Source organism: Macrococcus carouselicus (assembly GCF_004359515.1).
Lineage (GTDB): Bacteria > Bacillota > Bacilli > Staphylococcales > Staphylococcaceae > Macrococcus > Macrococcus carouselicus.
Genome location: NZ_SCWD01000004.1, coordinates 53,767 through 76,527 on the forward strand (window position 1 = coordinate 53,767; position 22,761 = coordinate 76,527).

22 protein-coding genes are annotated in these 22,761 nt (G+C 45.9%); 17 read left to right on the top strand and 5 right to left on the bottom strand.

What is annotated here, in order from left to right:
* Nucleotides 1–5 precede the first annotated feature (5 nt).
* Nucleotides 6–1,040 carry a nitric oxide synthase oxygenase gene (locus ERX40_RS09180; protein ID WP_133418207.1) on the bottom strand — a complete coding sequence of 345 codons (1,035 nt, stop codon included), beginning with the start codon at nt 1,038–1,040 and terminating at the stop codon, nt 6–8.
* A gap of 4 nt (nt 1,041–1,044) precedes the next feature.
* A complete protein-coding gene (locus ERX40_RS09185) occupies nt 1,045–2,211 on the bottom strand; it encodes an MFS transporter (protein WP_133418208.1) in 1,167 nt (388 codons plus the stop codon).
* Nucleotides 2,212–2,319: 108 nt separating this feature from the next.
* On the opposite strand from ERX40_RS09185, the gene ERX40_RS09190 reads away from it, so the two are divergent.
* The 12 genes from ERX40_RS09190 to ERX40_RS09245 all read left to right on the top strand — a co-directional run bounded on the left by ERX40_RS09190 (nt 2,320) and on the right by ERX40_RS09245 (nt 14,364).
* Nucleotides 2,320–3,777, top strand: a complete 1,458-nt coding sequence (locus ERX40_RS09190; protein ID WP_133418209.1) for a nicotinate phosphoribosyltransferase — start codon at nt 2,320–2,322, stop codon at nt 3,775–3,777.
* Nucleotides 3,777–4,601, top strand: a complete 825-nt coding sequence (nadE, locus tag ERX40_RS09195; protein WP_133418210.1) for an ammonia-dependent NAD(+) synthetase — start codon at nt 3,777–3,779, stop codon at nt 4,599–4,601. The genes ERX40_RS09190 and nadE overlap by 1 nt, the downstream gene beginning before the upstream one ends.
* A gap of 76 nt (nt 4,602–4,677) precedes the next feature.
* Nucleotides 4,678–5,217, top strand: coding sequence for a DUF2179 domain-containing protein (locus tag ERX40_RS09200; RefSeq protein ID WP_133418271.1), 540 nt, complete (start codon nt 4,678–4,680; stop codon nt 5,215–5,217).
* Nucleotides 5,207–5,377, top strand: coding sequence for an NETI motif-containing protein (locus ERX40_RS09205; RefSeq protein ID WP_133418211.1), 171 nt, complete (start codon nt 5,207–5,209; stop codon nt 5,375–5,377). Before ERX40_RS09200 ends, ERX40_RS09205 begins: the two co-directional genes overlap by 11 nt.
* 135 nt (nt 5,378–5,512) lie before the next feature.
* The gene (purB, locus tag ERX40_RS09210; protein ID WP_133418212.1) at nt 5,513–6,808 is read left to right on the top strand and encodes an adenylosuccinate lyase; all 1,296 of its coding nucleotides are present in this window, start codon (nt 5,513–5,515) and stop codon (nt 6,806–6,808) included.
* A 123-nt stretch (nt 6,809–6,931) separates the two neighbouring features.
* The gene (locus ERX40_RS09215) at nt 6,932–7,168 is read left to right on the top strand and encodes a hypothetical protein (protein ID WP_133418213.1); all 237 of its coding nucleotides are present in this window, start codon (nt 6,932–6,934) and stop codon (nt 7,166–7,168) included.
* 62 nt (nt 7,169–7,230) lie between these two features.
* On the top strand, nt 7,231–7,524 hold the full coding sequence (locus ERX40_RS09220; RefSeq protein ID WP_133418214.1) for a YerC/YecD family TrpR-related protein: 294 nt from the start codon (nt 7,231–7,233) through the stop codon (nt 7,522–7,524).
* 69 nt (nt 7,525–7,593) lie between these two features.
* Nucleotides 7,594–8,283, top strand: a complete 690-nt coding sequence (locus tag ERX40_RS09225) for a M15 family metallopeptidase (RefSeq protein WP_133418215.1) — start codon at nt 7,594–7,596, stop codon at nt 8,281–8,283.
* A 73-nt stretch (nt 8,284–8,356) separates the two neighbouring features.
* Nucleotides 8,357–9,049 carry a heptaprenylglyceryl phosphate synthase gene (gene pcrB, locus ERX40_RS09230; protein ID WP_133418216.1) on the top strand — a complete coding sequence of 231 codons (693 nt, stop codon included), beginning with the start codon at nt 8,357–8,359 and terminating at the stop codon, nt 9,047–9,049.
* A gap of 5 nt (nt 9,050–9,054) precedes the next feature.
* Nucleotides 9,055–11,202: a DNA helicase PcrA gene (gene pcrA, locus ERX40_RS09235; protein WP_133418217.1), complete on the top strand. Its 2,148-nt coding sequence runs from the start codon at nt 9,055–9,057 to the stop codon at nt 11,200–11,202.
* A 3-nt stretch (nt 11,203–11,205) separates the two neighbouring features.
* Nucleotides 11,206–13,194 carry an NAD-dependent DNA ligase LigA gene (gene ligA, locus ERX40_RS09240; RefSeq protein WP_133418218.1) on the top strand — a complete coding sequence of 663 codons (1,989 nt, stop codon included), beginning with the start codon at nt 11,206–11,208 and terminating at the stop codon, nt 13,192–13,194.
* 9 nt (nt 13,195–13,203) lie between these two features.
* Nucleotides 13,204–14,364, top strand: coding sequence for a CamS family sex pheromone protein (locus tag ERX40_RS09245; RefSeq protein ID WP_133418219.1), 1,161 nt, complete (start codon nt 13,204–13,206; stop codon nt 14,362–14,364).
* A gap of 36 nt (nt 14,365–14,400) precedes the next feature.
* On the opposite strand, the gene putP is transcribed toward ERX40_RS09245, so the two are convergent.
* Nucleotides 14,401–15,936, bottom strand: coding sequence for a sodium/proline symporter PutP (gene putP / locus ERX40_RS09250; protein ID WP_133418220.1), 1,536 nt, complete (start codon nt 15,934–15,936; stop codon nt 14,401–14,403).
* 150 nt (nt 15,937–16,086) lie between these two features.
* Here putP and gatC point away from each other — a divergent pair, with 150 nt between their 5' ends.
* The 3 genes from gatC to gatB are packed head-to-tail and all read left to right on the top strand — an operon-like array spanning nt 16,087 to nt 19,270.
* Nucleotides 16,087–16,383, top strand: coding sequence for an Asp-tRNA(Asn)/Glu-tRNA(Gln) amidotransferase subunit GatC (gene gatC, locus ERX40_RS09255; RefSeq protein ID WP_133418221.1), 297 nt, complete (start codon nt 16,087–16,089; stop codon nt 16,381–16,383).
* 1 nt (nt 16,384) lies between these two features.
* The gene (gene gatA / locus ERX40_RS09260) at nt 16,385–17,830 is read left to right on the top strand and encodes an Asp-tRNA(Asn)/Glu-tRNA(Gln) amidotransferase subunit GatA (RefSeq protein ID WP_133418222.1); all 1,446 of its coding nucleotides are present in this window, start codon (nt 16,385–16,387) and stop codon (nt 17,828–17,830) included.
* Between the two features lie 12 nt (nt 17,831–17,842).
* The gene (gatB, locus tag ERX40_RS09265) at nt 17,843–19,270 is read left to right on the top strand and encodes an Asp-tRNA(Asn)/Glu-tRNA(Gln) amidotransferase subunit GatB (protein WP_133418223.1); all 1,428 of its coding nucleotides are present in this window, start codon (nt 17,843–17,845) and stop codon (nt 19,268–19,270) included.
* A gap of 48 nt (nt 19,271–19,318) precedes the next feature.
* Here gatB and ERX40_RS09270 read toward each other — a convergent pair whose 3' ends face one another.
* Nucleotides 19,319–19,996: a substrate-binding domain-containing protein gene (locus ERX40_RS09270; protein WP_133418224.1), complete on the bottom strand. Its 678-nt coding sequence runs from the start codon at nt 19,994–19,996 to the stop codon at nt 19,319–19,321.
* 171 nt (nt 19,997–20,167) lie between these two features.
* Between ERX40_RS09270 and ERX40_RS09275 the strand changes: the two genes are divergently transcribed.
* Nucleotides 20,168–20,674, top strand: coding sequence for a GrpB family protein (locus tag ERX40_RS09275; RefSeq protein WP_133418225.1), 507 nt, complete (start codon nt 20,168–20,170; stop codon nt 20,672–20,674).
* Nucleotides 20,675–20,845: 171 nt separating this feature from the next.
* Nucleotides 20,846–21,808, top strand: coding sequence for a diacylglycerol kinase (locus tag ERX40_RS09280; protein ID WP_133418226.1), 963 nt, complete (start codon nt 20,846–20,848; stop codon nt 21,806–21,808).
* A 43-nt stretch (nt 21,809–21,851) separates the two neighbouring features.
* On the opposite strand, the gene ERX40_RS09285 is transcribed toward ERX40_RS09280, so the two are convergent.
* Nucleotides 21,852–22,670, bottom strand: a complete 819-nt coding sequence (locus tag ERX40_RS09285) for a glucose 1-dehydrogenase (RefSeq protein WP_133418227.1) — start codon at nt 22,668–22,670, stop codon at nt 21,852–21,854.
* Nucleotides 22,671–22,761: the final 91 nt, after the last annotated feature.

A 22,761-nucleotide genomic window follows, 5' to 3' on the forward strand; every position in this document is an offset into this window, starting at 1 on the left:
AGCTTTTATTGTCCAGAGAAGGGACACCTTTTTTTACGGGAGTAAAAATTCGGATCTCTGTAAGTGTTGTCGTAGCCTTTATGGAAATTATGGACGAGGGAAGGTGATATCGGCGGAATGAGCCAGGTCCAGTCGCCTGTGACTTTGCGGCCGCACTCTGCTTCCTGTTTCTCAAACTTCTCGAACTGTTTACTAGCGGTGTAATGGTCAACAATCGCAACACCTGCTGCCTTATAGGAATGATAGACGGCATAGTTCAGTTCAACCAGTGTCTTGTCACGCCAGTAAGATGATGTCCTGGAACGGTCGAAGTGGAAGCTGTCAGCAATCTCCTCGAGCAGATTATAACGGTAGCAGTCGAGCAGGTTGCGGGACGCAATCTCTGACTCCATATACCAGCCGTTGAACGGTGCGCAGGGATAGATGATGCCACCGATTCTGAGCTCCATGCCTGAAATAATCGGCACGGCATACCAGGAAAGATTCAGGTTGCTGAAGTCAGCATAATGAGGATGGCGGAGTGGAACTTCCTTGATGATCTCTTCCGGCAGCCGGAACGAGCGGATCTCATTGTGATGACGGTAGACGATCGGCAGGAAGCGGTCCTTGATACCCGGCACCAGTTTTCGGACAGGTTCCGCGAGTGTATCGCTTGTATAACGAATCAGCTGATCATTCAGTATGACAAAGGGTGCGCCGTTTCGTGTCTGTTGAGGGAATACCGTGATGCTCGGACGTATCTTGCCGTTGTTGGTCGCGTACTGGATATGTTCCGTGACCGCTGCTTCAAAGTCAGTGGCATCATCGATATGACGCTGATCGATTAAGAATAGCTTATCCCAGAACAGACGGCCGATGCAGCGGTTGCTGTTGCGCCAAGCGACACGTACGCCGTACTGCAGTTCGTCTGTAGTATGACTATAGGTTTCTGTTTCTTCAATTTCTGCCTTGATCTCAGAGAGTCGTCTGTCGGTGACGGTATGTTCGATGTTCAGTTCGGCATGCATCTGTTTGATGAAAGATTCAGCCTGTCGGTACATTTAATCACTCCTCAGTTGATTGGCGGTTAGTCATGATAAAGATAAAAGTAGCGAAACTTGTCAGCAGTATCAGTGAGCTGATAGCAATAAAAAACGATTGATGATCAGTGGCTGAAATCACAGCCCCACCGATAACAGGACCCATTATGCTGCCGATACTGAAGACAATTCCGCACATCAGATTGCCGGCTGGAAGAAGATGTCTCGGCGTCAGCTCCGTCATATAAGTCACGCCGAGGGAATACAGTGAACCGACGAAGACACCTGCAACGAAGAAAATACCCATCATTATATAGCGATGGATGATGAAGACATCACCGAGTATAAATACAGCGGCCCCTATCAAAGTCAGGACGAGCATGAGACGGCTTCTGCTGACGTGGTCAGACAGACTGCCGATCGGCACCTGGAACAGGATGGTCCCTAGGCTGAACATCGGCAGTATCCAGGTAATGTCAATCAGTGCCAGTCCATGCTTCAGAGCGAATATCGGAAAGTTACTGTTCAGAGCGCTTTCCATCACGCCGAAGACCATCGGAAATAAGAAGGCGACCCATGAAGTTTTGAACACTCGGCTGAAATTGATGAATGTGGACTTCAAGGAGACTGGCTTTTCGTCTGCTGCCGGGTAACTGTTCTTCAGTGTGAAGACGAGTGCGAATGCAATCAGCGTCATCATGGCACTGATCAGAAACGGCAGTGACTCATGTATATTGACGAGCGGCACGATGAGTGGGCCAAGCATGAAGCCGAGTGAGAAACTGAGCCCGTAATACGCGAGCGCCCGACCGAGCTGAGCGCGCGGTGTAACATGAGTGAGCCAGGACTGTGTCGCGAAGTGCAGCATATTATCACCGACTCCGACCAGGAGCCGCAGCATAAACCAGAAAGTCATTGTCTTCATTATAGGAAAGAGCAGGAAAGATAGACTGACAAGCAGACCCCCTGTGATGATCAGTGGTTTAAAGCCCCATTTCCTGAGCAGTCCTTCCAGGAAGAGGGAAGTCAGAAAGACGCCGATATAGAGGGAAGTGGCATGCATGCCGTTAACGATGCTTGGCACGTGATCACGTTCGAATATAAAAGAGATGAGTGGCAGCAGCATGCCCTGTGAAAATCCAGAAATGGAAACCACGGCCGATAGAATTAGGACGAATTGTTTATTTTTCATGACCTGACCTCATTTACTAGTTATTTGAATTGTAGCATTATTGAGTCGGTTCAGGGTATGTTAATATTAAATAAATGAACAATATCACATGGAAAATGAGGAGATTAGATGTTTCAGAAAAATGACGATAGCTTGATGCTTCATACAGACTTATATCAGATCAATATGGGGGAAACTTACTGGTTTGACGGAATCCATGAAAATATCGCTGTCTTTGATGTCTACTTCAGAAGTATGCCGTTTGACGGCGGTTATGCAGTATTTGCCGGCCTTGAGAGAATCATTGACTACGTGAAGCGCTTCAGATTCACGGACAGCGATATTGATTATCTGCGTGAGCAGGGATATCAGGAAGATTACCTCGCTTATTTAAAAGATCTGAAGTTCACGGGCAGTATCGTTGCCATGCAGGAAGGTGAAATCTGCTTCAATAATGAGCCGTTACTCAGAGTGGAAGCACCCCTTATCCAGGCCCAGCTGCTTGAGACAGCCATTCTGAACATCGTGAACTTCCAGACATTGATCGCAACGAAAGCAAGCCGCATCAAGAACATCGCGCCGGACGAGATCTTCATGGAGTTCGGGACGCGTCGTGCCCAGGAGATGGACGCAGCGATCTGGGGCGCCCGTGCCGCTTATATCGCAGGCTTTGATTCAACGAGTAATGTTCGTGCCGGTAAACTCTTCGGCATACCGATTTCAGGGACACATGCCCATGCGATGGTCCAGGCTTACGACGATGAATATACAGCATTCAAAAAATATGCTGAACGTCATAAGAACTGTGTCTTCCTGGTCGATACATTCCATACACTGAAAAGCGGTGTGCCGAATGCGATCCGGGTAGCGAAGGAACTGGGCGATAAAATCAACTTCATCGGTATCCGTCTCGATTCAGGCGACTTAAGCTATCTGTCGAAAGAAGCGCGCAAAATGCTTGACGCAGCAGGATTTCCGGATGCCATTATCTTCGCATCGAATGACCTTGACGAAGCGACTATCATCAACTTAAAACAGCAGGACTGTAAAGTGACGGCCTGGGGTATTGGTACGAAACTGATTACAGCATATGACCAGCCGGCACTTGGTGCAGTTTATAAGCTGGTGGCGATTGAAGATGATGAGGGTGTGCTGCAGGACCGCATCAAAATCTCAAATAATGCTGAAAAAGTGACCACACCGGGTAAAAAAGAACTTTATAGGATTATTAATAATAAAACAGGGAAATCTGAAGGAGACTATATCACGCTTGCACATGAAAATCCTCAGGCTGCAGAAGTGCTGAAGATGTTCCATCCGATCTACACTTACAAGCAGAAGTGGGTCAAGGATTTCACGGCGAAGAAACTGCTGCAGCCTATCTTTGAACAGGGTGAATATGTCTATGAACAGCCATCACTGGATGATAGCCGTTCATTCCATCAGGAGAATCTTGGTCTCATATGGGAAGAGACAAAACGCTATATGAACCCCGAAGAGTATCCAGTGGATTTGAGTACGGCCTGCTGGGAGAATAAAAACAATAAAATTCATGAAGTGGCAGACAGAATAAAGGAGTGGGACTAATGACATTACAACAGCAGATTATTAAAGAACTTGATGTTAAGCCATCAATTAATGTTGAAGAGGAAACGCGTGCTATCCTCGATTTTATGAAGGATTATCTTAAGAGCTATCCTTTCCTGAAATCTATGGTCTTAGGTATTTCAGGCGGACAGGACTCAACTTTAGCAGGTAAACTTGCACAGATGGCAGTGGATGAACTGAACGCTGAAGGTTCAGATTATCAGTTTATTGCCATCCGTCTGCCTTATGGTATCCAGAAAGATGAGCAGGATTGCCAGGACGCGCTTGATTTCATCAGTGCCTCAAAAGAACTGACGGTGAACATCAAGCCAAGTGTGGATGCCAGTCTCGAGTCACTGAAAGAAGCGGGTATTGAGCTGACTGATTTCCAGAAAGGAAATGAAAAAGCACGTGAACGCATGAAAGTTCAGTATTCAGTGGCAGCTGCGACCAGCGGAATTGTACTGGGTACAGATCATGCAGCGGAGAGCATTACCGGTTTCTATACGAAATATGGTGATGGCGGTGCTGATATTCTGCCGCTTGCTGGCCTCAACAAACGTCAAGGTCGTGAGATTCTGAAATATCTAGGATGTCCGGAACACTTGTACAACAAGAAACCGACTGCTGACCTGGAAGAAGACAAGCCGCAGTTACCTGATGAAGTCGCACTTGGGGTATCTTATGATGCCATTGATGATTATCTTGAAGGACGAGACATTCCTCAGCACGATAAAGACGTGATTGAAGGACATTTCCTGAAAACACAGCATAAACGCATGATGCCGATCAGTCGCTATAATCTTGATACACTGATTCGCTAGTCTTGTGCAACTTCTTAATCTCTGATAGAATTCCATTGAATTAGGAGGTGCACAATTGTTGGAGAATCCCTGGCTGATGGTTGCTGTTATATTTTTTATCAATATTATTTACGTTTCCTGTCTGACGATGAGAATGATCCTGACGCTGAAAGGCTATCGTTACCTGGCAGCTGGTGTATCTGTTGTTGAAGTGCTGGTTTATGTCGTCGGTCTTGGGCTTGTCATGAACAGTCTGGATAACATCTGGAATGTGCTGGCCTATGCTTTCGGGTTTGGTGCCGGAATCATAGTCGGTATGAAGCTTGAGGAAAAGATTGCACTTGGCTATATCGTAGTCAATGTGACAACAGCGGAGTACGAACTGGACATCCCCCATACACTGCGGGATCTGGGATATGGTGTCACCCATTATGCAGCACATGGGCGCGATGGCCAGCGCATGGTCATGCAGATTCTGACACCACGGAAATATGAAGTGAAGCTGACAGATACCATCAAGCAGCTGGATCCGAAGGCCTTCATCATTGCATATGAACCGAAGAACATCCACGGCGGGTTCTGGGTCAAAGGTGTCCGCAGCAAAAAACTGAAAGCGTATGATACAGATGAAATTTGAAGTTGCAGAAAATGAAACGATTGCTGAATGTCTGGAACGTATGAAAAAAGAAGGCTTCACGCCGGTCAGAAGAATGGAGAAACCCATTTTCCATGAAACAGAGACCGGCATAGAAGTACTACGCCAGCAGATTATATTTGTCGGCAGGAAAATCGAATAACAGGCCTATCTGATGATCAGTTAGGCTATTTTTTTGCTCCTTTTCCGTACGTTCAATTATTTTTAATATTTAATGTACGTAAATAGAAACATTTGTTATAATGGAACTGAAATCTAATCAGTTAGGAGAATACGGATGATAGAACGTTACTCAAGAAAAGAAATGACAGATATCTGGAGTGAGCAGAATCGCTTTGAAGCATGGCTCGAAGTGGAGATCTTAGCATGTGAAGCATGGAGCAAGCTGGGTGTGATTCCTGAAGAAGATGTGAAACTTATCCGTCAGAACGCTAAAGTAGACGTAGAACGTGCGAAAGAAATCGAGATGGAAACACGTCACGATGTCGTTGCATTTACAAGACAGGTCAGTGAAACACTCGGAGAGGAACGTAAATGGGTACATTATGGTTTAACGAGTACAGACGTAGTCGATACGGCCCTCAGCTTTGTCATTAAACAGGCGAATGAAATCATCGAAAAAGACCTGGAACATTTTATCGAAGTATTAAAAGAAAAGGCATTGAAATACAAAAACACGCTGATGATGGGACGTACACACGGCGTACATGCAGAACCGACAACTTTCGGTCTGAAGATGGCACTCTGGTATATGGAAATGCAGCGTAACTTAAAGCGTTTCAAAGAAGTACGTCAAGAGATTGAAGTCGGTAAGATGAGTGGTGCTGTCGGAACATTCGCCAACATCCCGCCTGAGATTGAGGCGTATGTCTGCAAGGAACTCGGCATCGGATTCGCTGAGATCTCCACACAGACGCTGCAGCGTGACCGTCATGCTTATTATGTCGCAACACTCGCATTAATCGCAACCTCACTTGAGAAATTCGCAGTTGAAGTCCGTAACCTGCAGAAGACTGAAACGCGCGAAGTGGAAGAAGCATTCGCTAAAGGCCAGAAAGGCTCATCAGCAATGCCGCATAAACGTAATCCGATCGGTTCAGAGAATATCACAGGTATCGCACGCGTCATCCGTGGTTATGTGACCACTGCATACGAGAACGTACCGTTATGGCATGAACGTGACATCTCGCACTCTTCAGCAGAGCGCATCATGCTGCCTGATGTGACGATTGCTCTTGACTACGCATTGAACCGCTTCTCCAATATCATCGAGAACTTAACTGTCTACGAAGAGAATATGAAGCGCAACATGGCTAAAACATTCGGTCTGATCTACTCACAGCGCGTGATGCTGACATTGATCGATAAAGGGATGGTGCGCGAGGAGGCGTATGACTTAGTGCAGCCTAAAGCAATGGAATCATGGCAGACAGAAACACCGTTCCGTGAACTGGTCGAAAAAGAAGAGAAAATCACTTCATTACTGTCACCGGAAGAACTTGACGAGTGCTTCAATGAGAATCACCACTTAAATCAGGTGGACACACTCTTTGAACGTGCCGGTCTAGAATAATATGACCTTAAAAATCTCTGCGCTACAACGCAGAGGTTTTTTAATGACGAAGGTCTATTTTTATCAATTATTTTGATGTAAAATACTTATACATGTTCAAAAAAAGAGAATGAGGTGACTAAGATGAACCAGGATAATGTGGAAGTCATTTTAACATCAATTGATAATAATGAAGCTCAGAGCATCAATGAACTGGAGCTTAATCGGGATGAGATGGGTGATACGCTGACTTATATCAAGAAGAATAAGCTCGCGGAAGATATATTACTTCGTAAAATTGAAAATACATATACAATGATGGATGTCAGCCAGGCTTATCTGACGCCTAAAGGAAAAGAGCAGTTACCAGATAGTGAATAATGCTGTACTTCATTCCATTAATGCGCTAAACTTAGATTATATTAGTCAAGGGGTTGAAGGCGATGCAGATTGAAAAATTAAGAGGTAAGCGTCTTGATGATTTGTTCGATGTGATTCTCGCACTCGAAAATCGTGAAGAATGCTACCAGTTTTTCGATGATTTATGTACAGTGAATGAACTTCATTCAATGTCACAACGAATGCAGGTTGCTAAAATGATCAAACAGGGTCATACATATGCAACAATTGAAAAGGAATCAGGCGCTTCGACAGCGACAATCTCTCGGGTTAAACGTTCATTGCAATGGGGAAATGATGCGTACACGATGGTGATGGAGCGTCTGGAAGAGAAATAGACAGAAAATGGTACTGAATTGATTCAGTACCATTTTTGTCTTATAATAGAGTCGAAATGAGGGGGTAACGTGAAGAAAATAATAATAGCAGCTCTGGCTCTCATCGCCTTATCAGGCTGCTCAGAACAGGTAGAATATAGCGCTTCGATTACTGACAACATCAAGAAAATCAGCCCTCTCGAGCTCTGGACTGAAAGCAAGGAGAAATCAGTTGTTGATGGCATCACTTATTACGGGGATACGCTGATTGTCAATAAAGAGATTGCCCTGCCTGAAGACTACGCCCCTGGAGAAAATGCCGCTGCAAGAAAAGCGCTGAATCAGCTGATAGCAGCAGGAGAAGAACAAGGACTTCATTTTGCAATCAGAAGTGGCTATAGAAGTTATGATGAGCAGAACGTGCTCTACAGTAATTATGTAGCGCGTGACGGCAAGGCTGCAGCCGATAAATATAGCGCTGAACCTGGTCATTCTGAGCATCAGACAGGGCTGGCCTATGATCTCGGCAGCGTGGAATCAGTGAAAGATTTCACTATTTCATTCGGCGATACGCCGGAAGGCAAATGGCTCCAGACACATGCTCAGGAATATGGGTTCATCATCAGATACCCTGAAGGTAAGACGCATGTGACCGGTTATCAGTATGAACCCTGGCATATACGCTATTTAGGCAGGGCGCTGGCACAGGATGTCTATCACAGTAAACTTACATTAGAAGAATATTTCGGCATGTATAATCCCGCTGAAAGTCAGTCGTAAAGGCTGGCTTTTTTTCGTTATCAGTTCATGAAAATGCTATAATTATAAATATGTCTTTAAAAGGAGTTTCTATATGTATGAGATAAATGACTGGCAGCATGTATTTAAACTGGATCCGGCAAAGTCGATTGATGATGATTCACTGCAGCGAATCTGTGAATCAGGAACAGATGCCATCGTCATCGGCGGAACAGACAGTGTGACGATGGATAATGTGCTGGACCTGATGTCGCGGGTACGACGATATACCGTGCCCTGCGTACTTGAAATATCTAATCTGGAGAGTGTGATTCCTGGATTTGACCGCTATCTGGTGCCGAGTGTTCTTAACAGTCCGAATGTGCAGTTCCACAATGGCTTACTGATAGAAGCGCTTAAAGAATATGGCCATATGCTGAACTTTGATGAATTCACGATGGAAGGTTATATCGTTCTGAATCATGACAGTAAGGTCGCTAAGCTGACAGCGGCGGATACGACACTTGATAAGGAAGCCCTCTATGCTTATGGTCAGATGATTGAACATTTCTATCGTTTTCCAGTCTGCTATATCGAATACAGCGGCACATATGGTGACGTTGAGATGGTGAAGGAAGTGAAATCTGCACTCCAGCATACACGTCTCGTCTACGGCGGTGGGATTGAGTCGCTGGAACAGGCACGTGAGATGTTCCAGTATGCCGATACGGTTGTCGTCGGCAACATTATCTACAGAGACTTGAAGCAGGCACTTGAGACCGTGAAAATCAAAGGAAAGAAAGGATAATTCCTGTGAATGAACTACTGAATAGAATGAATGATGAACAGCGGGCAGCTGTCAGAACAACAGAGGGACCGTTACTGATTATGGCGGGGGCTGGTTCGGGTAAGACCCGTGTTCTGACTCACCGCATCGCCTATCTTATGCAGGAGAAAGATGTGAATCCTTATAATATACTGGCGATCACTTTCACGAATAAAGCAGCTAAAGAGATGAAGGAACGTGTGCAGAAGCTGATTGGTGAAGAGGCTGAAGCGGTCTGGATTTCAACTTTCCACTCGATGTGCGTACGTATATTAAGAAGGGATATCGACAGAATCGGCATTGAACGTAACTTCACAATTCTTGACCCGACTGATCAGCGTTCCGTGATGAAAGAAGTGCTCAAACAGGAGAATATCGATCCAAAACGTTACGAACCACGCTCCCTTCTCGCACAGATTTCCAATCTGAAGAATGAACTGAAGACGCCGGATGATGCCGAGAGGGAAGCGAATGACTTTATGGCGCAGATCGTGGCAAAGGCATACAAACGTTACCAGAACATACTGCTGAAGAACCATGCACTGGATTTTGATGATCTGATCATGATGACCATCCAGCTGTTCGAACGCGTTCCAGAAGCGCTCAGTTATTATCAGAATAAATTCCAGTATATCCACGTTGATGAGTATCAGGATACAAACAGAGCGCAGTACCTGCTGGTCAAGATGCTGGCTGAGAAGTTTGAGAATATATGTGTGGTCGGTGACTCTGACCAGTCCATCTACGGCTGGCGTGGAGCTGATATTTACAATATCCTGAGCTTTGAAGAGGACTATGAGAATTCGAAAACAATTTTCCTTGAACGAAATTATCGTTCGACGAAGAACATTCTTCACGCGGCAAATGAAGTCATTCGCCACAACTCGGAACGTAAGCCGAAAGCACTGTGGACTGAAAGTAATGAAGGCAGCAAGATTAAGTATTTCAAGGCTCAGAGTGAACGTCACGAAGCGGAATATATCATCTCTGAGATTCAGAATAAACAGCGTGAAGGGTACCATCTCGATGATATGGCTGTATTGTACCGGACGAATGCGCAGTCACGTGTGCTGGAGGAAACACTGCTGAAATCTAATATCAGCTACACGATGGTCGGCGGCACGAAGTTCTATGACCGTAAAGAAATCAAAGACATCCTGAGTTATCTGCGACTTGTTGCGAACAGCAATGAAGATATCAGTTTCACACGTGTCATCAATACACCGAAGCGTGGCGTCGGTCCAGGCGCCCTGGACAAGATAGCGGCATATGCCACGATGAATGGCCTCAGCTATTTCGATGCACTGGCAGAAGTGGACTTCATCGGCCTGCCGAAGAAAACGACAGAAGCACTGGTGGCGTTCTATGATATGATGGATGGCTTTATGAAACAGCAGGAGTTTCTGTCAATCACAGAACTGACCGAACAGATCATGGAGAAGACGGGCTATATGGAGATGCTCCAGGCTGACCGCAGTCTTGAGTCCCAGTCAAGAATCGAGAACCTGGAAGAATTCCTGAGTGTGCCGAAAGATTACGAGAAGAACACGCCGATTGAAGAACAGTCACTGGTCAATTTCCTGACCGATCTGTCGCTGATCAGTGATGTGGACAGCGCTGACCTTGAAGCAGGGATCACCTTGATGACGATTCACTCAGCGAAAGGGCTTGAGTTTAAAATCGTCTTTATCGCGGGACTGGAGGAATCGATCTTCCCGCACTCCAGAAGCTTGTCAGAGGAGCGAGAAATGGAGGAGGAACGCCGGCTGATGTATGTGGCGATTACACGTGCGGAGGAACATCTCCATATGACGCATGCCGATTCCCGGACTCTGTTCGGTCGTATACAGGCCAACCGTCGCTCCAGATTCCTGGATGAGATTCCTGCTGACCTGCTTGAAGGTAAGAAGCCTGCAGTCGTGCAGAAACGTGGCTTCTCCCGCCGGACAACAGCGAATAAACCAGCACCTGGCCAGTACAAGATGGGTGATAAAGTGATGCATAAATCATGGGGTGAAGGGCTTGTCAGCAATGTGACCGATAAAGGCGGTTCTCAGGAACTCGATATTATTTTCAAGTCCGTTGGTATGAAGCGACTCTTAAGTGAGTTTGCACCAATTGAGAAGAAGGGGTAGAAGATGCAGCAGAGAGTAGATGAATTACATCGTTTATTACACCAGTATAACTACGAATATCATGTACTTGATTCACCGTCCGTTCCTGACAGTGAATATGATAAATTGCTTCATGAACTGATCGCAATCGAAGAGGAATATCCTGACCTGAAGACGAGCGACTCACCGACTGTCCGTGTAGGCGGCACTCCGCTGTCTGCGTTTGAGAAAGTCCGTCATGACACGCCAATGCTGAGCTTAGGAAATGCCTTCAATGAAGCGGACCTGCGCGCATTCGACAAACGTGTTGTGGAGGGTGTCGGGCAAGTCGACTATATGGTCGAGCTTAAAATCGATGGCCTCGCTGTATCCCTGAAATATGAAGACGGACGACTTGTTCAAGGCCTGACGCGTGGCGATGGGACGACCGGTGAGAATATCACGGAGAATATCAAGACGATTTATGCGGTGCCTCTTGTGATTAAAGAACCTTTGACGTTTGAAGTGCGCGGAGAAGCCTACATGCCGCGCCGGTCTTTCATCAATCTGAATAAAGAAAAAGAGAAAAACGGTGAGCCGTTAGCTGCTAACCCGAGAAATGCAGCAGCAGGTTCACTCAGACAGCTGGATTCCAAACTCGCAGCCAAGAGAAAGCTCGATATCTTTCTGTACAGTGTGAATGATCTGCGTGAACTGGATGTGCCGTCCCAAAGTGCCGCGCTCGATAAATTAGATGAAATCGGCTTCAAGACGAATCATGAAAGAAGACGCTGTCAGAACATGGATGAAGTACTGGATTATATCAAGTACTGGACCGAGGAGCGCAATAACCTCAGCTACGATATAGATGGCATCGTCATTAAGGTCAATGATCTGTCCAAGCAGGAGGAGCTCGGATTCACTGCGAGAACACCGCGCTGGGCCATCGCCTATAAATTCCCGGCCGAAGAAGTGATCACCAAGCTGAAGGATATTGAAATCTCCGTCGGTCGTACAGGTGCGGTGACACCGACAGCCATCCTTGAGCCTGTCAAAGTGGCAGGTACGACGGTCGGACGGGCATCTCTCCATAACGAAGATCTGATTCGTGAGAAGGATGTCCGTATCGGTGATGAAGTTGTTATCCGAAAAGCAGGCGATATCATTCCGGAAGTCGTACGTCCGGTTCTTGACAGACGTCCTGCTGATGCCGTTCCTTATTATATGCCGAAAGTGTGTCCTGCCTGTGGACATGAACTGGTCCGTATTGAAGGTGAAGTCGCACTGCGATGTATTAATCCGGCCTGCGATGCGAAGCTCGCTGAAGGTGTGATTCATTTCGTCTCACGTCAGGCGATGAATATTGACGGTCTCGGAGAACGTATCGTTGAGCAGCTGTTTCAGGCAGAACTCATTCGCGACGTCGCGGATATCTATTATCTGAAGCGGGATGATCTGCTGCCGCTTGAACGCATGGCAGATAAGAAAGTTGACAAACTGCTCCAGGCAATAGAAGCATCGAAAGATCACTCACTTGAACGTCTGCTCTTCGGACTCGGCATCCGTCACCTGGGCGCGAAAGCAAGTCGGATCATGGCTGAGGAATACGGTTCGATGGCACGACTGTCAGAAGCGACTGAAGAAGAGCTGACAGGAATACATGAAATCGGCCATAAAATCGCACAGTCAGTAGTCACCTATCTCGGTAACCAGGATATGCAGAAACTGCTCCTTAAATTGAAGGAGGCAGGCGTCAATATGACTTATACGGGCACTAAAGTTCAATCGAATATCGACACCGAATTAACGGGTAAGACCATCGTACTGACCGGTAAACTGTCTGTCATGACACGCAGCGAAGCATCTGGGAAACTGACAACCCTCGGCGCGAATGTGACAAGCAGCGTGACTAAGAAAACAGACCTGGTCATCGCCGGAGAAGAGGCTGGCAGTAAACTTGATAAAGCTGAATCTTTAGGTATTGAAGTCTGGAGTGAAGAAAAACTCATCAACAAACTTAAGGAAATAGGTTAAGGTGAAACAATGAAAAAAGCATCTATTATATTATTGTCGGTGCTGCTTCTGGCAGGTTGCAGTGACAATGGTGATACAACCCAAAAAGATGACGAAAAACAGATAACAACCGATACGCAGATTTCAAAGGACTATTACCGGACACTGCTGCCGTTCAAGGAAAGTCAAGCAAGGGGACTGACGAGCACGAATATGGCAAGTTCCTATAATGGTGAAGCATTTGAGAGCGGCCTTCTTGAGATCAGTAAGAAGGTTTATTCGCCCGAAGATTATTATTATCGTGACGGCCAGCTGCTGACGAAGGAAGCAGTGAAAAGTTACCTTGAACCTCAGTTCACTAAAAAAGAGATAGCGGCAATGGATGAGGATACCCGTATAGATCGCAATGCTTATGCCAACTTCGGACTGAATCCTTCACATAACGGTGAAACAGATCCGGAGAAGATCGCGCAGAATTCACCGGCTTATCTGTCACATATTCTGGAGCAGGATTTTTACACGGTGGAAGATGCGGAAAATAAGAAGCTGTCAGGGATGACAATCGGTCTGGCGATGAACAGCGTGTACGATTACCAGAAAGAACCATACGGTGAAGTATACAGCAAGGAGCTGAATCCGAAAGTAAGTGCTGAGAAAGGGAAGGAGATGGCGGACGAAATTCTGTCACGGCTGAGAGTGAAGCAAGAGCTCAAAGATATTCCGATCACATTTGCTATCTTCATCCAGTCATCGACTGAGAGCATCACACCAGGCCACTTCGTTGCCTACAGCACGAGTGAACAGGGAGATGCGCTGAAGAAATGGGAGGATATCAGTGAGGATTACATTCTGCTGCCTTCACCGGACACTGATAAAATTAATCAGAATCTGAACAATAACTTCAAGCAGTTTAATGAGTCGCTGAACAGTTATTTTCCTAACTTCACGCAGGCGATCGGTACAGTTCATGTGGTGGATGGTCAGGTGAAGACGGTTGCTATCAATATACCGCTCGAATATTTCGGTAAGGCTGAAGTGATAGGGGTGACCCAGCATATTGCAGACCAATCCAGAAAATACTTTGATGGCATCAGCAGCTATGAGATATCAGTGGTTGATAATGATAAGCCGCTTGCGCTGATCACTAAAGAACGTGACGGCGAACAGCATATTCATATTTATGAGCAATAGAAAAAGGCTGGTTTCTTCAGAAACCAGCCTTTTATTTTAATTTTTTACGATATGGACCATTTCATCGAATTGATCAAGAACATGCTGTTCCGGTTTCTTCGTCATCATGCTGACAAGAACTGTCGAGATCAAGCTGATCAGGAAGCCCGGAATGATTTCATAGTAATCAAAGATAGCTGCGTGCTGTTCGGGTGCCTTCATGATAATCCAGAAGATAACGGTTAATGACCCAAGAATCATACCTGTAATAGCACCTTCTTTAGTGAGCCCCTTCCAGAAGAGTGACAACAGCACGAGTGGTCCGAACGCAGCACCAAATCCTGCCCAGGCATTACCTACGAGGTTAAGGATTGTATCATTAGGATGCCAGGCAATAGCGCCTGCGACAAGGGCTACGAGCAGCACTGACAAACGACCGACAAGAACGAATTCTTTCTCGCGGGATTTATCCTGGATGCTGGTCCTGCGGAATAACATGTAGAAATCCTGTGTCAATGAACTGGATGTGACGAGCAGCTGCGAAGAAATGGTACTCATGATCGCTGCTAAGATGGCGGCCAGGAAGAACCCTGCAATTAATGGATGGAATAACACCTGACTCATCACAACAAAGATGGTTTCAGGGTTATCGAGTGGTTTACCTGTCTTATGCATAAATGCAATACCGACGAGTCCCGTCATACATGCACCAAGCAGAGACACTGCCATCCAGGAGATACCGATACGGCGTGCTGCCGGCAGTAATTGATGAGAACGGATAGACATAAATCGGACAATGATATGCGGCTGACCGAAATAACCAAGTCCCCATGCGAGTAATGAGATAATGCCGACAGTCGTCGTCCCTTTAAACCAGTCAAGGTTAGTCGGTTCGAGTGTTGCAACGTTGTTCAGTGTATCTAAACCGTTCAGTTTCAGCATCGCAACGATAGGGACGAGTACCAGGGCAATCAGCATGATGACCCCCTGGAAGAAGTCAGTGAGTGAGACCGCTAAATAGCCGCCGAATAAGGTGTAGATGATTACGATACCGGCAGTCAGAATAAGACCCCAGTGGTAGTCAAGACCAAATGCACTTTCAAATAACACGCCGCCTGAGACCATGCCGGCCTGTGTATACAGTGTGAAGAATACAATGATCACAAGACCTGAAATGATTTTCAGGATACGCGTATGGTCACTGACACGTTTCTCGAAGAAATCCGGAATCGTGATAGCGTTATCTGCAAGCTCCGTGTAGACGCGAAGACGTGGTGCAACGAGCATATAGTTGAGCCATGCGCCGATCGTTAAACCGATGGCAATCCAGGTCGCTGACAGACCTGTCGAATAGACAGAACCCGGCAGACCCATCAGCATCCAGCCGCTCATATCTGCAGCCCCTGCTGATAAGGCAGTGACGAGAGGTCCAAGGCTTCTGCCGCCCAGCATATATTCATCAAGCGTGCTTGTCGACTGTTTATATGCATAGTAACCGATGCCAAGAAGAATTAAGAAGTAAACAGCAATCATCACGTAAGTCATCCAAGTCGCTTCAATTTTCACATTTTGAAAAGTGTTTCCTAAAAGCATAAATTTTCCTCCAAACTCATAAATATTTATTTCTACTTCAATTATATAACGCATTAAAGCGTTTTCATACAACTATTTTTAGTTTTTTTAGATTTTTGTATCGAAATTTGATAAAATTTATAGATGCTATATATGCTTAGGAGGATAAAAATGACGACGATTACAAATGATCAGGTTAAGCACGTTGCCCATTTAGCACGTCTCGCCATCACTGAAGAAGAAGCAGCGAAATTCAGTGGTCAACTTGAAGCGATTCTGAATTTCGCTAACCAGCTTGAAGAAGTGGACACTGAAAATGTTGAGCCGACTTTCCATGTGCTGGACCTGCAGAATGTTCTGCGCCTGGATACAGCTGAGAACAGCTTGAGTCAGGAAGAAGTACTGAAAAATGCACCGGTTAAAGAAGATGGCCAGTTCCGTGTGCCTTCAATATTAGGAGGAGAATAGAATGTCATTAAGATATGAATCGATTGAATCGTTGTCACAGATGATTCAGAACAAAGAAATCAAACCATCTGAAATCATTAAAGACACATTCGTCAACATTGAAAAAGAAGACGGCATCATCAACTCTTTCCTTCAGCTCGATAAGGAAAATGCCATCAGCAAGGCAGAAGCACTTGATAACCAGACACCGGAAGGGCGTCTGTTCGGTATTCCGATGGGTATCAAGGATAATATCGTCACTAAAGATGTCGAGACAACCTGTGCGTCCAAGATTCTGACAGGATTCAATCCTGTATACGATGCAACGGTGATGCAGAAGCTGAACAAAGAGAATGCGATTCTGGTCGGGAAACTTAATATGGATGAGTTTGCGATGGGCGGTTCCACAGAGAACTCTCATTATAAGAAAACCGTGAATCCATTTGACCAGACGGCGGTACCAGGTGGTTCTTCAGGTGGTAGTGCAGCGGCCGTTGCTGCGAGTCTTGTACCGTTTACGCTTGGTTCAGATACAGGGGGTTCTATCCGTCAGCCTGCATCATACTGCGGCGTTGTCGGCATGAAACCTACTTATGGACGTGTATCCCGTTACGGTCTTGTGGCCTTCGCGTCATCACTCGACCAGATCGGTCCGTTAACACGCACTGTCAGAGACAATGCGACCGTGCTTGAAGTCATCGCAGGTCATGACAAGATGGATTCAACAAGCGCACCGGTTGATAATGTGGACTTCACATCCAGCCTTGAGAAAGACTTGACAGGCTTACGTGCTGCTGTACCGAAGGAGTATTTAGGTGAAGGTATCTCTGCTGAAGTAAAAGAATCAATTGAAGCTGCGATCAAACAGTTAAGCGATCTCGGTGCAACAATTGAGGAGGTCTCATTGCCGAATGCAAAATACGGTGTGGCGACTTACTATATCATCGCATCATCAGAGGCATCGGCGAACTTAGCCCGCTTTGACGGTATCCGTTATGGCTATCAGGCTGAAGGGGCGCAGAACTTAGAAGAGCTTTATAAGAAGACGCGTCAGGAAGGTTTCGGTGACGAAGTGAAACGCCGTATCATGCTCGGTACTTACGCGTTATCTTCAGGCTACTACGATGCTTACTACAAAAAAGCACAGAAGGTCCGCACACTCATCAAACAGGATTTCGAAAAGGTATTTGCTGAATATGACATTATCGTCGGACCTGTTGCGCCGACTCCTGCATTCAATATCGGCGAACAGATTAATGACCCGCTGACGATGTATGCGAATGATATTCTGACGATTCCAGTGAACTTAGCAGGATTACCTTCATTATCTGTTCCTTGTGGTGAGCATAACGGTCGCCCGATCGGTCTGCAGCTTATCGGTAAACCATTTGATGAGCAGAAGCTCTATAACGTTGCATACCAGTACGAACAGAAATTCAACTTACATGACCGTTATCAAACATTATAAGGAGACGATGATATGCATTTCGAAACAGTAATCGGACTTGAAGTCCACGTTGAACTGAAGACTGAATCCAAGATGTTTTCAAGTTCACCTGCCCATTTCGGTGCAGAACCGAATACGAATGTCAGCGTCATTGACCTGGGTTATCCAGGCGTACTGCCGGTTGTAAACCGCACAGCAGTAGACTGGGCGATGCGTGCAGCGATGGCGCTGAACATGGACATCAGAACAGAGACTAAATTCGACCGTAAGAACTATTTCTACCCGGATAATCCGAAGGCCTATCAGATTTCCCAGTTTGATGAGCCGATCGGTGAGAACGGTTATATCGATATTGAGGTGAACGGCGAAACGAAACGTATCGGTATCACACGTCTTCATATGGAGGAAGATGCCGGCAAACTTTCGCATAAAGATGGCTACTCACTGGTCGACCTGAACCGTCAGGGGACACCGCTCGTTGAGATTGTATCTGAACCTGACATCCGTACACCGGAAGAGGCTTATGCCTACCTTGAGAAGTTAAAGGCGATCATCCAGTATACAGGCGTATCTGACTGTAAGATGGAAGAGGGCTCACTCCGTTGTGATGCCAACATCTCGTTACGTCCAGTCGGCCGCGAGGAATTCGGGACGAAAGCAGAGCTTAAGAATCTTAACTCATTCAACTACGTGAAACGTGGTCTTGAGCACGAGGAGAAACGTCAGGCTGAAGTGCTGCTTGCCGGCGGAGAGATCCTGCAGGAGACACGTCGTTTTGACGAGTCAACAGGCAAGACGATTCTGATGCGTGTCAAAGAAGGCTCAGATGACTACCGCTATTTCCCTGAACCGGACTTAGTGCCCCTCTACATTGACGAAGCATGGAAACAGCGCGTACGTGAATCTATTCCTGAACTGCCGGATGCGCGTAAAGTGAAATATGTCGAACAGTACGGCTTACCTGCTTACGATGCACATGTCCTCACGCTCACTAAAGAGATGTCTGACTTCTTCGAGGAAACGCTTAAGCTCGGTGCGGACGCGAAGCTGTCCTCCAACTGGCTGATGGGTGGCGTGAATGAATACCTGAATAAAAACCAGAGGGACTTAAGCGAGACAGCATTAACACCTCAGAACTTAGCTGAGATGGTCAAACTGCTTGCGGATGGCACGATTTCAAGTAAGATTGCGAAGAAGGTCTTTGCGGACATGGTGGAATCAGGCAAAGAGCCAAAAGTCATCATGGAAGAGCAGGGACTCGTTCAGGTTTCTGATCCTGAGCAGTTACGTGCATTTGTCACGGAAGCACTTGACCAGAATCCGCAGTCTGTCGAAGACTTCAAAAACGGTAAGGGCCGCGCAATGGGCTTCCTGGTCGGACAAGTCATGAAGATTTCAAAAGGACAGGCGAACCCGCAGATGGTCAACCAGCTGCTGAAAGAAGAATTGGAAAAACGATAAAAAATAAGAAGTCTGAATCGGGACAATCGATTCAGGCTTCTTCTCTTATTAATGGTCCCACTTTTTAAATATTTCTTCATCTATCGCTTTAAACCAACGATCAAGTCCTCTACTGGTCAGCAGTTCAGTGTCTTTGTTGTAGTTATCTTTCAGTTCATCTGTCGGCCAGCTTCCAGATTGTGAAGTATAGACCGTAGAATCTGCGAAGTATTTTTCTTCACTTTGCTGATATTCATTAAATGCGTCATCAGCTGATGGCCGGGTACCGAATACGTATACTGATATTTTATGAGACTTGAGTGCCTTAACGATTTTACTGAGCTGTTTGTTATGCGCTTTTATTGAGATTTTTTCAGCGTAGTCATTCAGCGTCATCGCATCCATTATCACGGCATCTGGTTTTGTTGCTATGATTTCATCAGGATTAATCTGCTTGCTGTCTTCAGTAGCCATTATCTCGTTTATTTTCAAAGATGGATAAGTTCTTTTAAGCTCTTCTGTAACGCTGTCATTATTATCAGACACTTGGTAAGGTGCTGAGATAACTGTGACCTTCAGAGAATGATTGGTCTGATAGGCCCTCTGCAGATGATCATCTTTGAAATGAATGGTCTCCGCCTGACCTTCTTCACCGGATGTCGTCACCTTTGACTGCCAGTATGTGTAGCCGAGACCCATCAGAATAATAGCCAGTGCAACGTAGAGCCAGAATAATATGTTCTTCATTTGAATCCTCCATCATATGCATATTTTATTCTTTCACATTTCAATCATATCATTGTCAAAATGGTATATAAATGTTTAAGGTTTTATGAAAAATGGTAATGTATATTTAATATGTATCTCTAATCTGCCAGGTGTGCGGCGTTTACAGAAGATACAAGTGAGGGATCAGTTATGATAGATAATATGCCATGCAGTTACACACAGCACCGCAATCTGTTCATTGAAGAATCGAAGCAGTTGATTGAAATATTAGGGAATCACATCATTGAAATTCATCATTACGGCAGCTCAGCAGTGGAGGGAATGCCTTTTACTGGAGACATCCATATCATGCCGGTTATCAAAAGCTATCAGCGTGTGGAAGAGAGCACAGCGGAATTTGAACAACTCGGCTTTGAGTATATGGAACGGAGTCCGGACAGTATTTTGTTTCAGAAGAGAAAAGGTAGCCATCGGATTTGCATCAGATGGGTCGAACAGGAGGACATGGGTCAGGTTCATACATGGCTGCTGATCAGAAACTATCTGAGACGGAATGAAGAAGCGAGAGAAAAATATGCGCATTTACAGCTGAAGAATAGACAGCAGACAGCAGGTGCATTTGAGTTTCAGATTCATGAAACAGAATATCTGACCATGCTTCTTGAAGAGGCGGAAGAATGGGAGAAAAGATTCTGAGAGGAATCTTTTTTTGTGTTAAGAGATATAATGAGCTACATTAGTTACAGTGAGATGAAAATAAGAGAGCGACTTTCTTACTGCCATCCGTCTGCCGTCAGAGAATCAGCAGAGGCTGCGGAAGTGAATGGAGACAGGATTGAAAGGTCTATTCTGAGAAGGTGGGTAATGATGAAGAAAAGAGCAAGAATTATCTATAATCCGACGTCAGGGCGTGAACTGTTCAAAAGGACCCTGCCGGATGTGCTGATTAAGCTGGAGCAGGCTGGTTATGAGACAAGCGCTCATGCGACGACTGCTGCAGGAGATGCAACACTTGCAGCGCGTGCGGCCGTTAATGATCGCTTTGATCTGCTCATCGCAGCAGGGGGTGATGGCACGCTCAATGAAGTGGTGAACGGTATAGCAGAATTAGCACACCGGCCGAAGATCGGTATCATACCGATGGGTACAGTGAATGACTTCGGCCGAGCACTGATGATTCCGAAAGATATTATGGAAGCGGTGGATGTTATCATTGAAGGCGTGACGGTGCCGGTTGATATCGGGCGTATGAACAGTCGCTACTTCATCAATATCGCAGGTGGCGGTAAGATTACTTCAGTATCGTATGAGGCACCGAGCAAGCTGAAGACCATGGTTGGACCGCTCGCTTACTACATCAAGGGTCTTGAGATGCTGCCGGAGATCAAGCCGACAGATGTCAGAATTGAATATGACGGTGAGGTCTTCTCAGGGGAGGTCATGCTGTTCCTGGTCGGACTGACCAACTCTGTCGGTGGATTCGAGAAACTGGTGCCGGATGCCTCAATCAATGACGGCCACTTCACCCTTCTATTCCTGGAGAGAGTGAATCTGGCAGAGTTCGGTCATCTGCTGACGCTCGTTTCCAGAGGGGAACATCTGAACCACCCGAAAGTACATTATATCAAGGCGCGGGATATCAAAGTCTCCTCGTATGAGAAGATGGACTTAAATGTTGACGGTGAATTTGGCGGCGTGCTGCCCGCGCATTTCAGCAATCTGGCGAGCCATCTCGAAATCTGCAGTCCGCTTGATACCATCACACGCTCTAATAATATCGAAAAAATGCGAAAAATCGATGAACAGTACAAGATGTTTGATAAAGAATAAGAACAGCCCTGGCAGTCGCGTGACTGCCAGGGCTGTTCTGCTATTAAATCTCGTCTGTGAAATCTGCTGCAATCTCATCATATTCCCAGTTGCGGTGTGATGGATAAAGTGACAGGCCGCCGTCAGCGACGATCGTCTGTCCTGTGATATATTTGGATTCCTTACTGGCCAGGAATGCAGCGATATTCGCCATTTCCTCAGGTTCAGCAACGTAGCCCATCGGCACGAAGCCGTCTGCCTCTTTCTTCTTCTCCTCAGTTGAGAAGTTCTCGGCATTGATCGGCGTATCGATGGAACCAGGCGCAATGTTATTGACGCGAATCTGAACACGCGCATATTCCAGGGCAAGACTCTGGGTCATCAGCTTCACACCGCCTTTACTTGCACAGTACTGAGCATAATGCGGCCACGGGATGATTTCATGGACACTTGAAATATTGATAACAACGCCTTTATATTTGCGTTCCATATAGTGTCTGATGGCTTCACGTGAACCGATGAATGTCCCGCGCAAGTTGACGTCCATTACTTTGTCAAAATCCTCAGTCTTCATTTCGTGACTGACGATATCATTCTGCATGCCGGCATTATTGACCATGACGTGAAGTGCACCGTATGTATCGATCGTTTCCTTGAATAAGTTGAGAAATTCTTCTTCGTTAGTGGTATCAGCTTTGACGGCGATAGCTTCACCGCCGTCTTTCCTGATAGCTTCAACGAGTGCCTGTGCCTCTTCATCTCTTGAACGGTAATTGATGACGACTTTCATACCTTCTGCCGCGTAACGTTCAGCGATGGCTTTACCGATACCTGAGGCGCCGCCGGTAATAAGTGCAACTTTATCTTTTAAATCGTTATACATCATTGTCATCTCCTTTAAATGGTGTACTTGTCCTATACCCATATCACTTTTAAGTAATCTATGTGACAATGAATTAATAGTGGAATAAAAT

What these genes read in the sequence shown, in the direction of transcription:
- ERX40_RS09200 (WP_133418271.1), top strand. Translation starts at nt 4,678, where the DNA reads ATGGTTGCTGTTATATTTTTTATCAATATTATTTACGTTTCCTGTCTG.
- ligA (WP_133418218.1), top strand. Translation starts at nt 11,206, where the DNA reads ATGCAGCAGAGAGTAGATGAATTACATCGTTTATTACACCAGTATAAC.
- ERX40_RS09270 (WP_133418224.1), bottom strand. Translation starts at nt 19,996, where the DNA reads ATGAAGAACATATTATTCTGGCTCTACGTTGCACTGGCTATTATTCTG.
- purB (WP_133418212.1), top strand. Translation starts at nt 5,513, where the DNA reads ATGATAGAACGTTACTCAAGAAAAGAAATGACAGATATCTGGAGTGAG.
- nadE (WP_133418210.1), top strand. Translation starts at nt 3,777, where the DNA reads ATGACATTACAACAGCAGATTATTAAAGAACTTGATGTTAAGCCATCA.
- pcrB (WP_133418216.1), top strand. Translation starts at nt 8,357, where the DNA reads ATGTATGAGATAAATGACTGGCAGCATGTATTTAAACTGGATCCGGCA.
- ERX40_RS09220 (WP_133418214.1), top strand. Translation starts at nt 7,231, where the DNA reads ATGCAGATTGAAAAATTAAGAGGTAAGCGTCTTGATGATTTGTTCGAT.
- ERX40_RS09215 (WP_133418213.1), top strand. Translation starts at nt 6,932, where the DNA reads ATGAACCAGGATAATGTGGAAGTCATTTTAACATCAATTGATAATAAT.
- ERX40_RS09285 (WP_133418227.1), bottom strand. Translation starts at nt 22,670, where the DNA reads ATGTATAACGATTTAAAAGATAAAGTTGCACTTATTACCGGCGGCGCC.
- ERX40_RS09245 (WP_133418219.1), top strand. Translation starts at nt 13,204, where the DNA reads ATGAAAAAAGCATCTATTATATTATTGTCGGTGCTGCTTCTGGCAGGT.
- ERX40_RS09205 (WP_133418211.1), top strand. Translation starts at nt 5,207, where the DNA reads ATGAAATTTGAAGTTGCAGAAAATGAAACGATTGCTGAATGTCTGGAA.
- ERX40_RS09180 (WP_133418207.1), bottom strand. Translation starts at nt 1,040, where the DNA reads ATGTACCGACAGGCTGAATCTTTCATCAAACAGATGCATGCCGAACTG.
- ERX40_RS09190 (WP_133418209.1), top strand. Translation starts at nt 2,320, where the DNA reads ATGTTTCAGAAAAATGACGATAGCTTGATGCTTCATACAGACTTATAT.
- putP (WP_133418220.1), bottom strand. Translation starts at nt 15,936, where the DNA reads ATGCTTTTAGGAAACACTTTTCAAAATGTGAAAATTGAAGCGACTTGG.
- gatC (WP_133418221.1), top strand. Translation starts at nt 16,087, where the DNA reads ATGACGACGATTACAAATGATCAGGTTAAGCACGTTGCCCATTTAGCA.
- gatA (WP_133418222.1), top strand. Translation starts at nt 16,385, where the DNA reads ATGTCATTAAGATATGAATCGATTGAATCGTTGTCACAGATGATTCAG.
- ERX40_RS09275 (WP_133418225.1), top strand. Translation starts at nt 20,168, where the DNA reads ATGATAGATAATATGCCATGCAGTTACACACAGCACCGCAATCTGTTC.
- gatB (WP_133418223.1), top strand. Translation starts at nt 17,843, where the DNA reads ATGCATTTCGAAACAGTAATCGGACTTGAAGTCCACGTTGAACTGAAG.
- ERX40_RS09280 (WP_133418226.1), top strand. Translation starts at nt 20,846, where the DNA reads ATGAAGAAAAGAGCAAGAATTATCTATAATCCGACGTCAGGGCGTGAA.
- ERX40_RS09185 (WP_133418208.1), bottom strand. Translation starts at nt 2,211, where the DNA reads ATGAAAAATAAACAATTCGTCCTAATTCTATCGGCCGTGGTTTCCATT.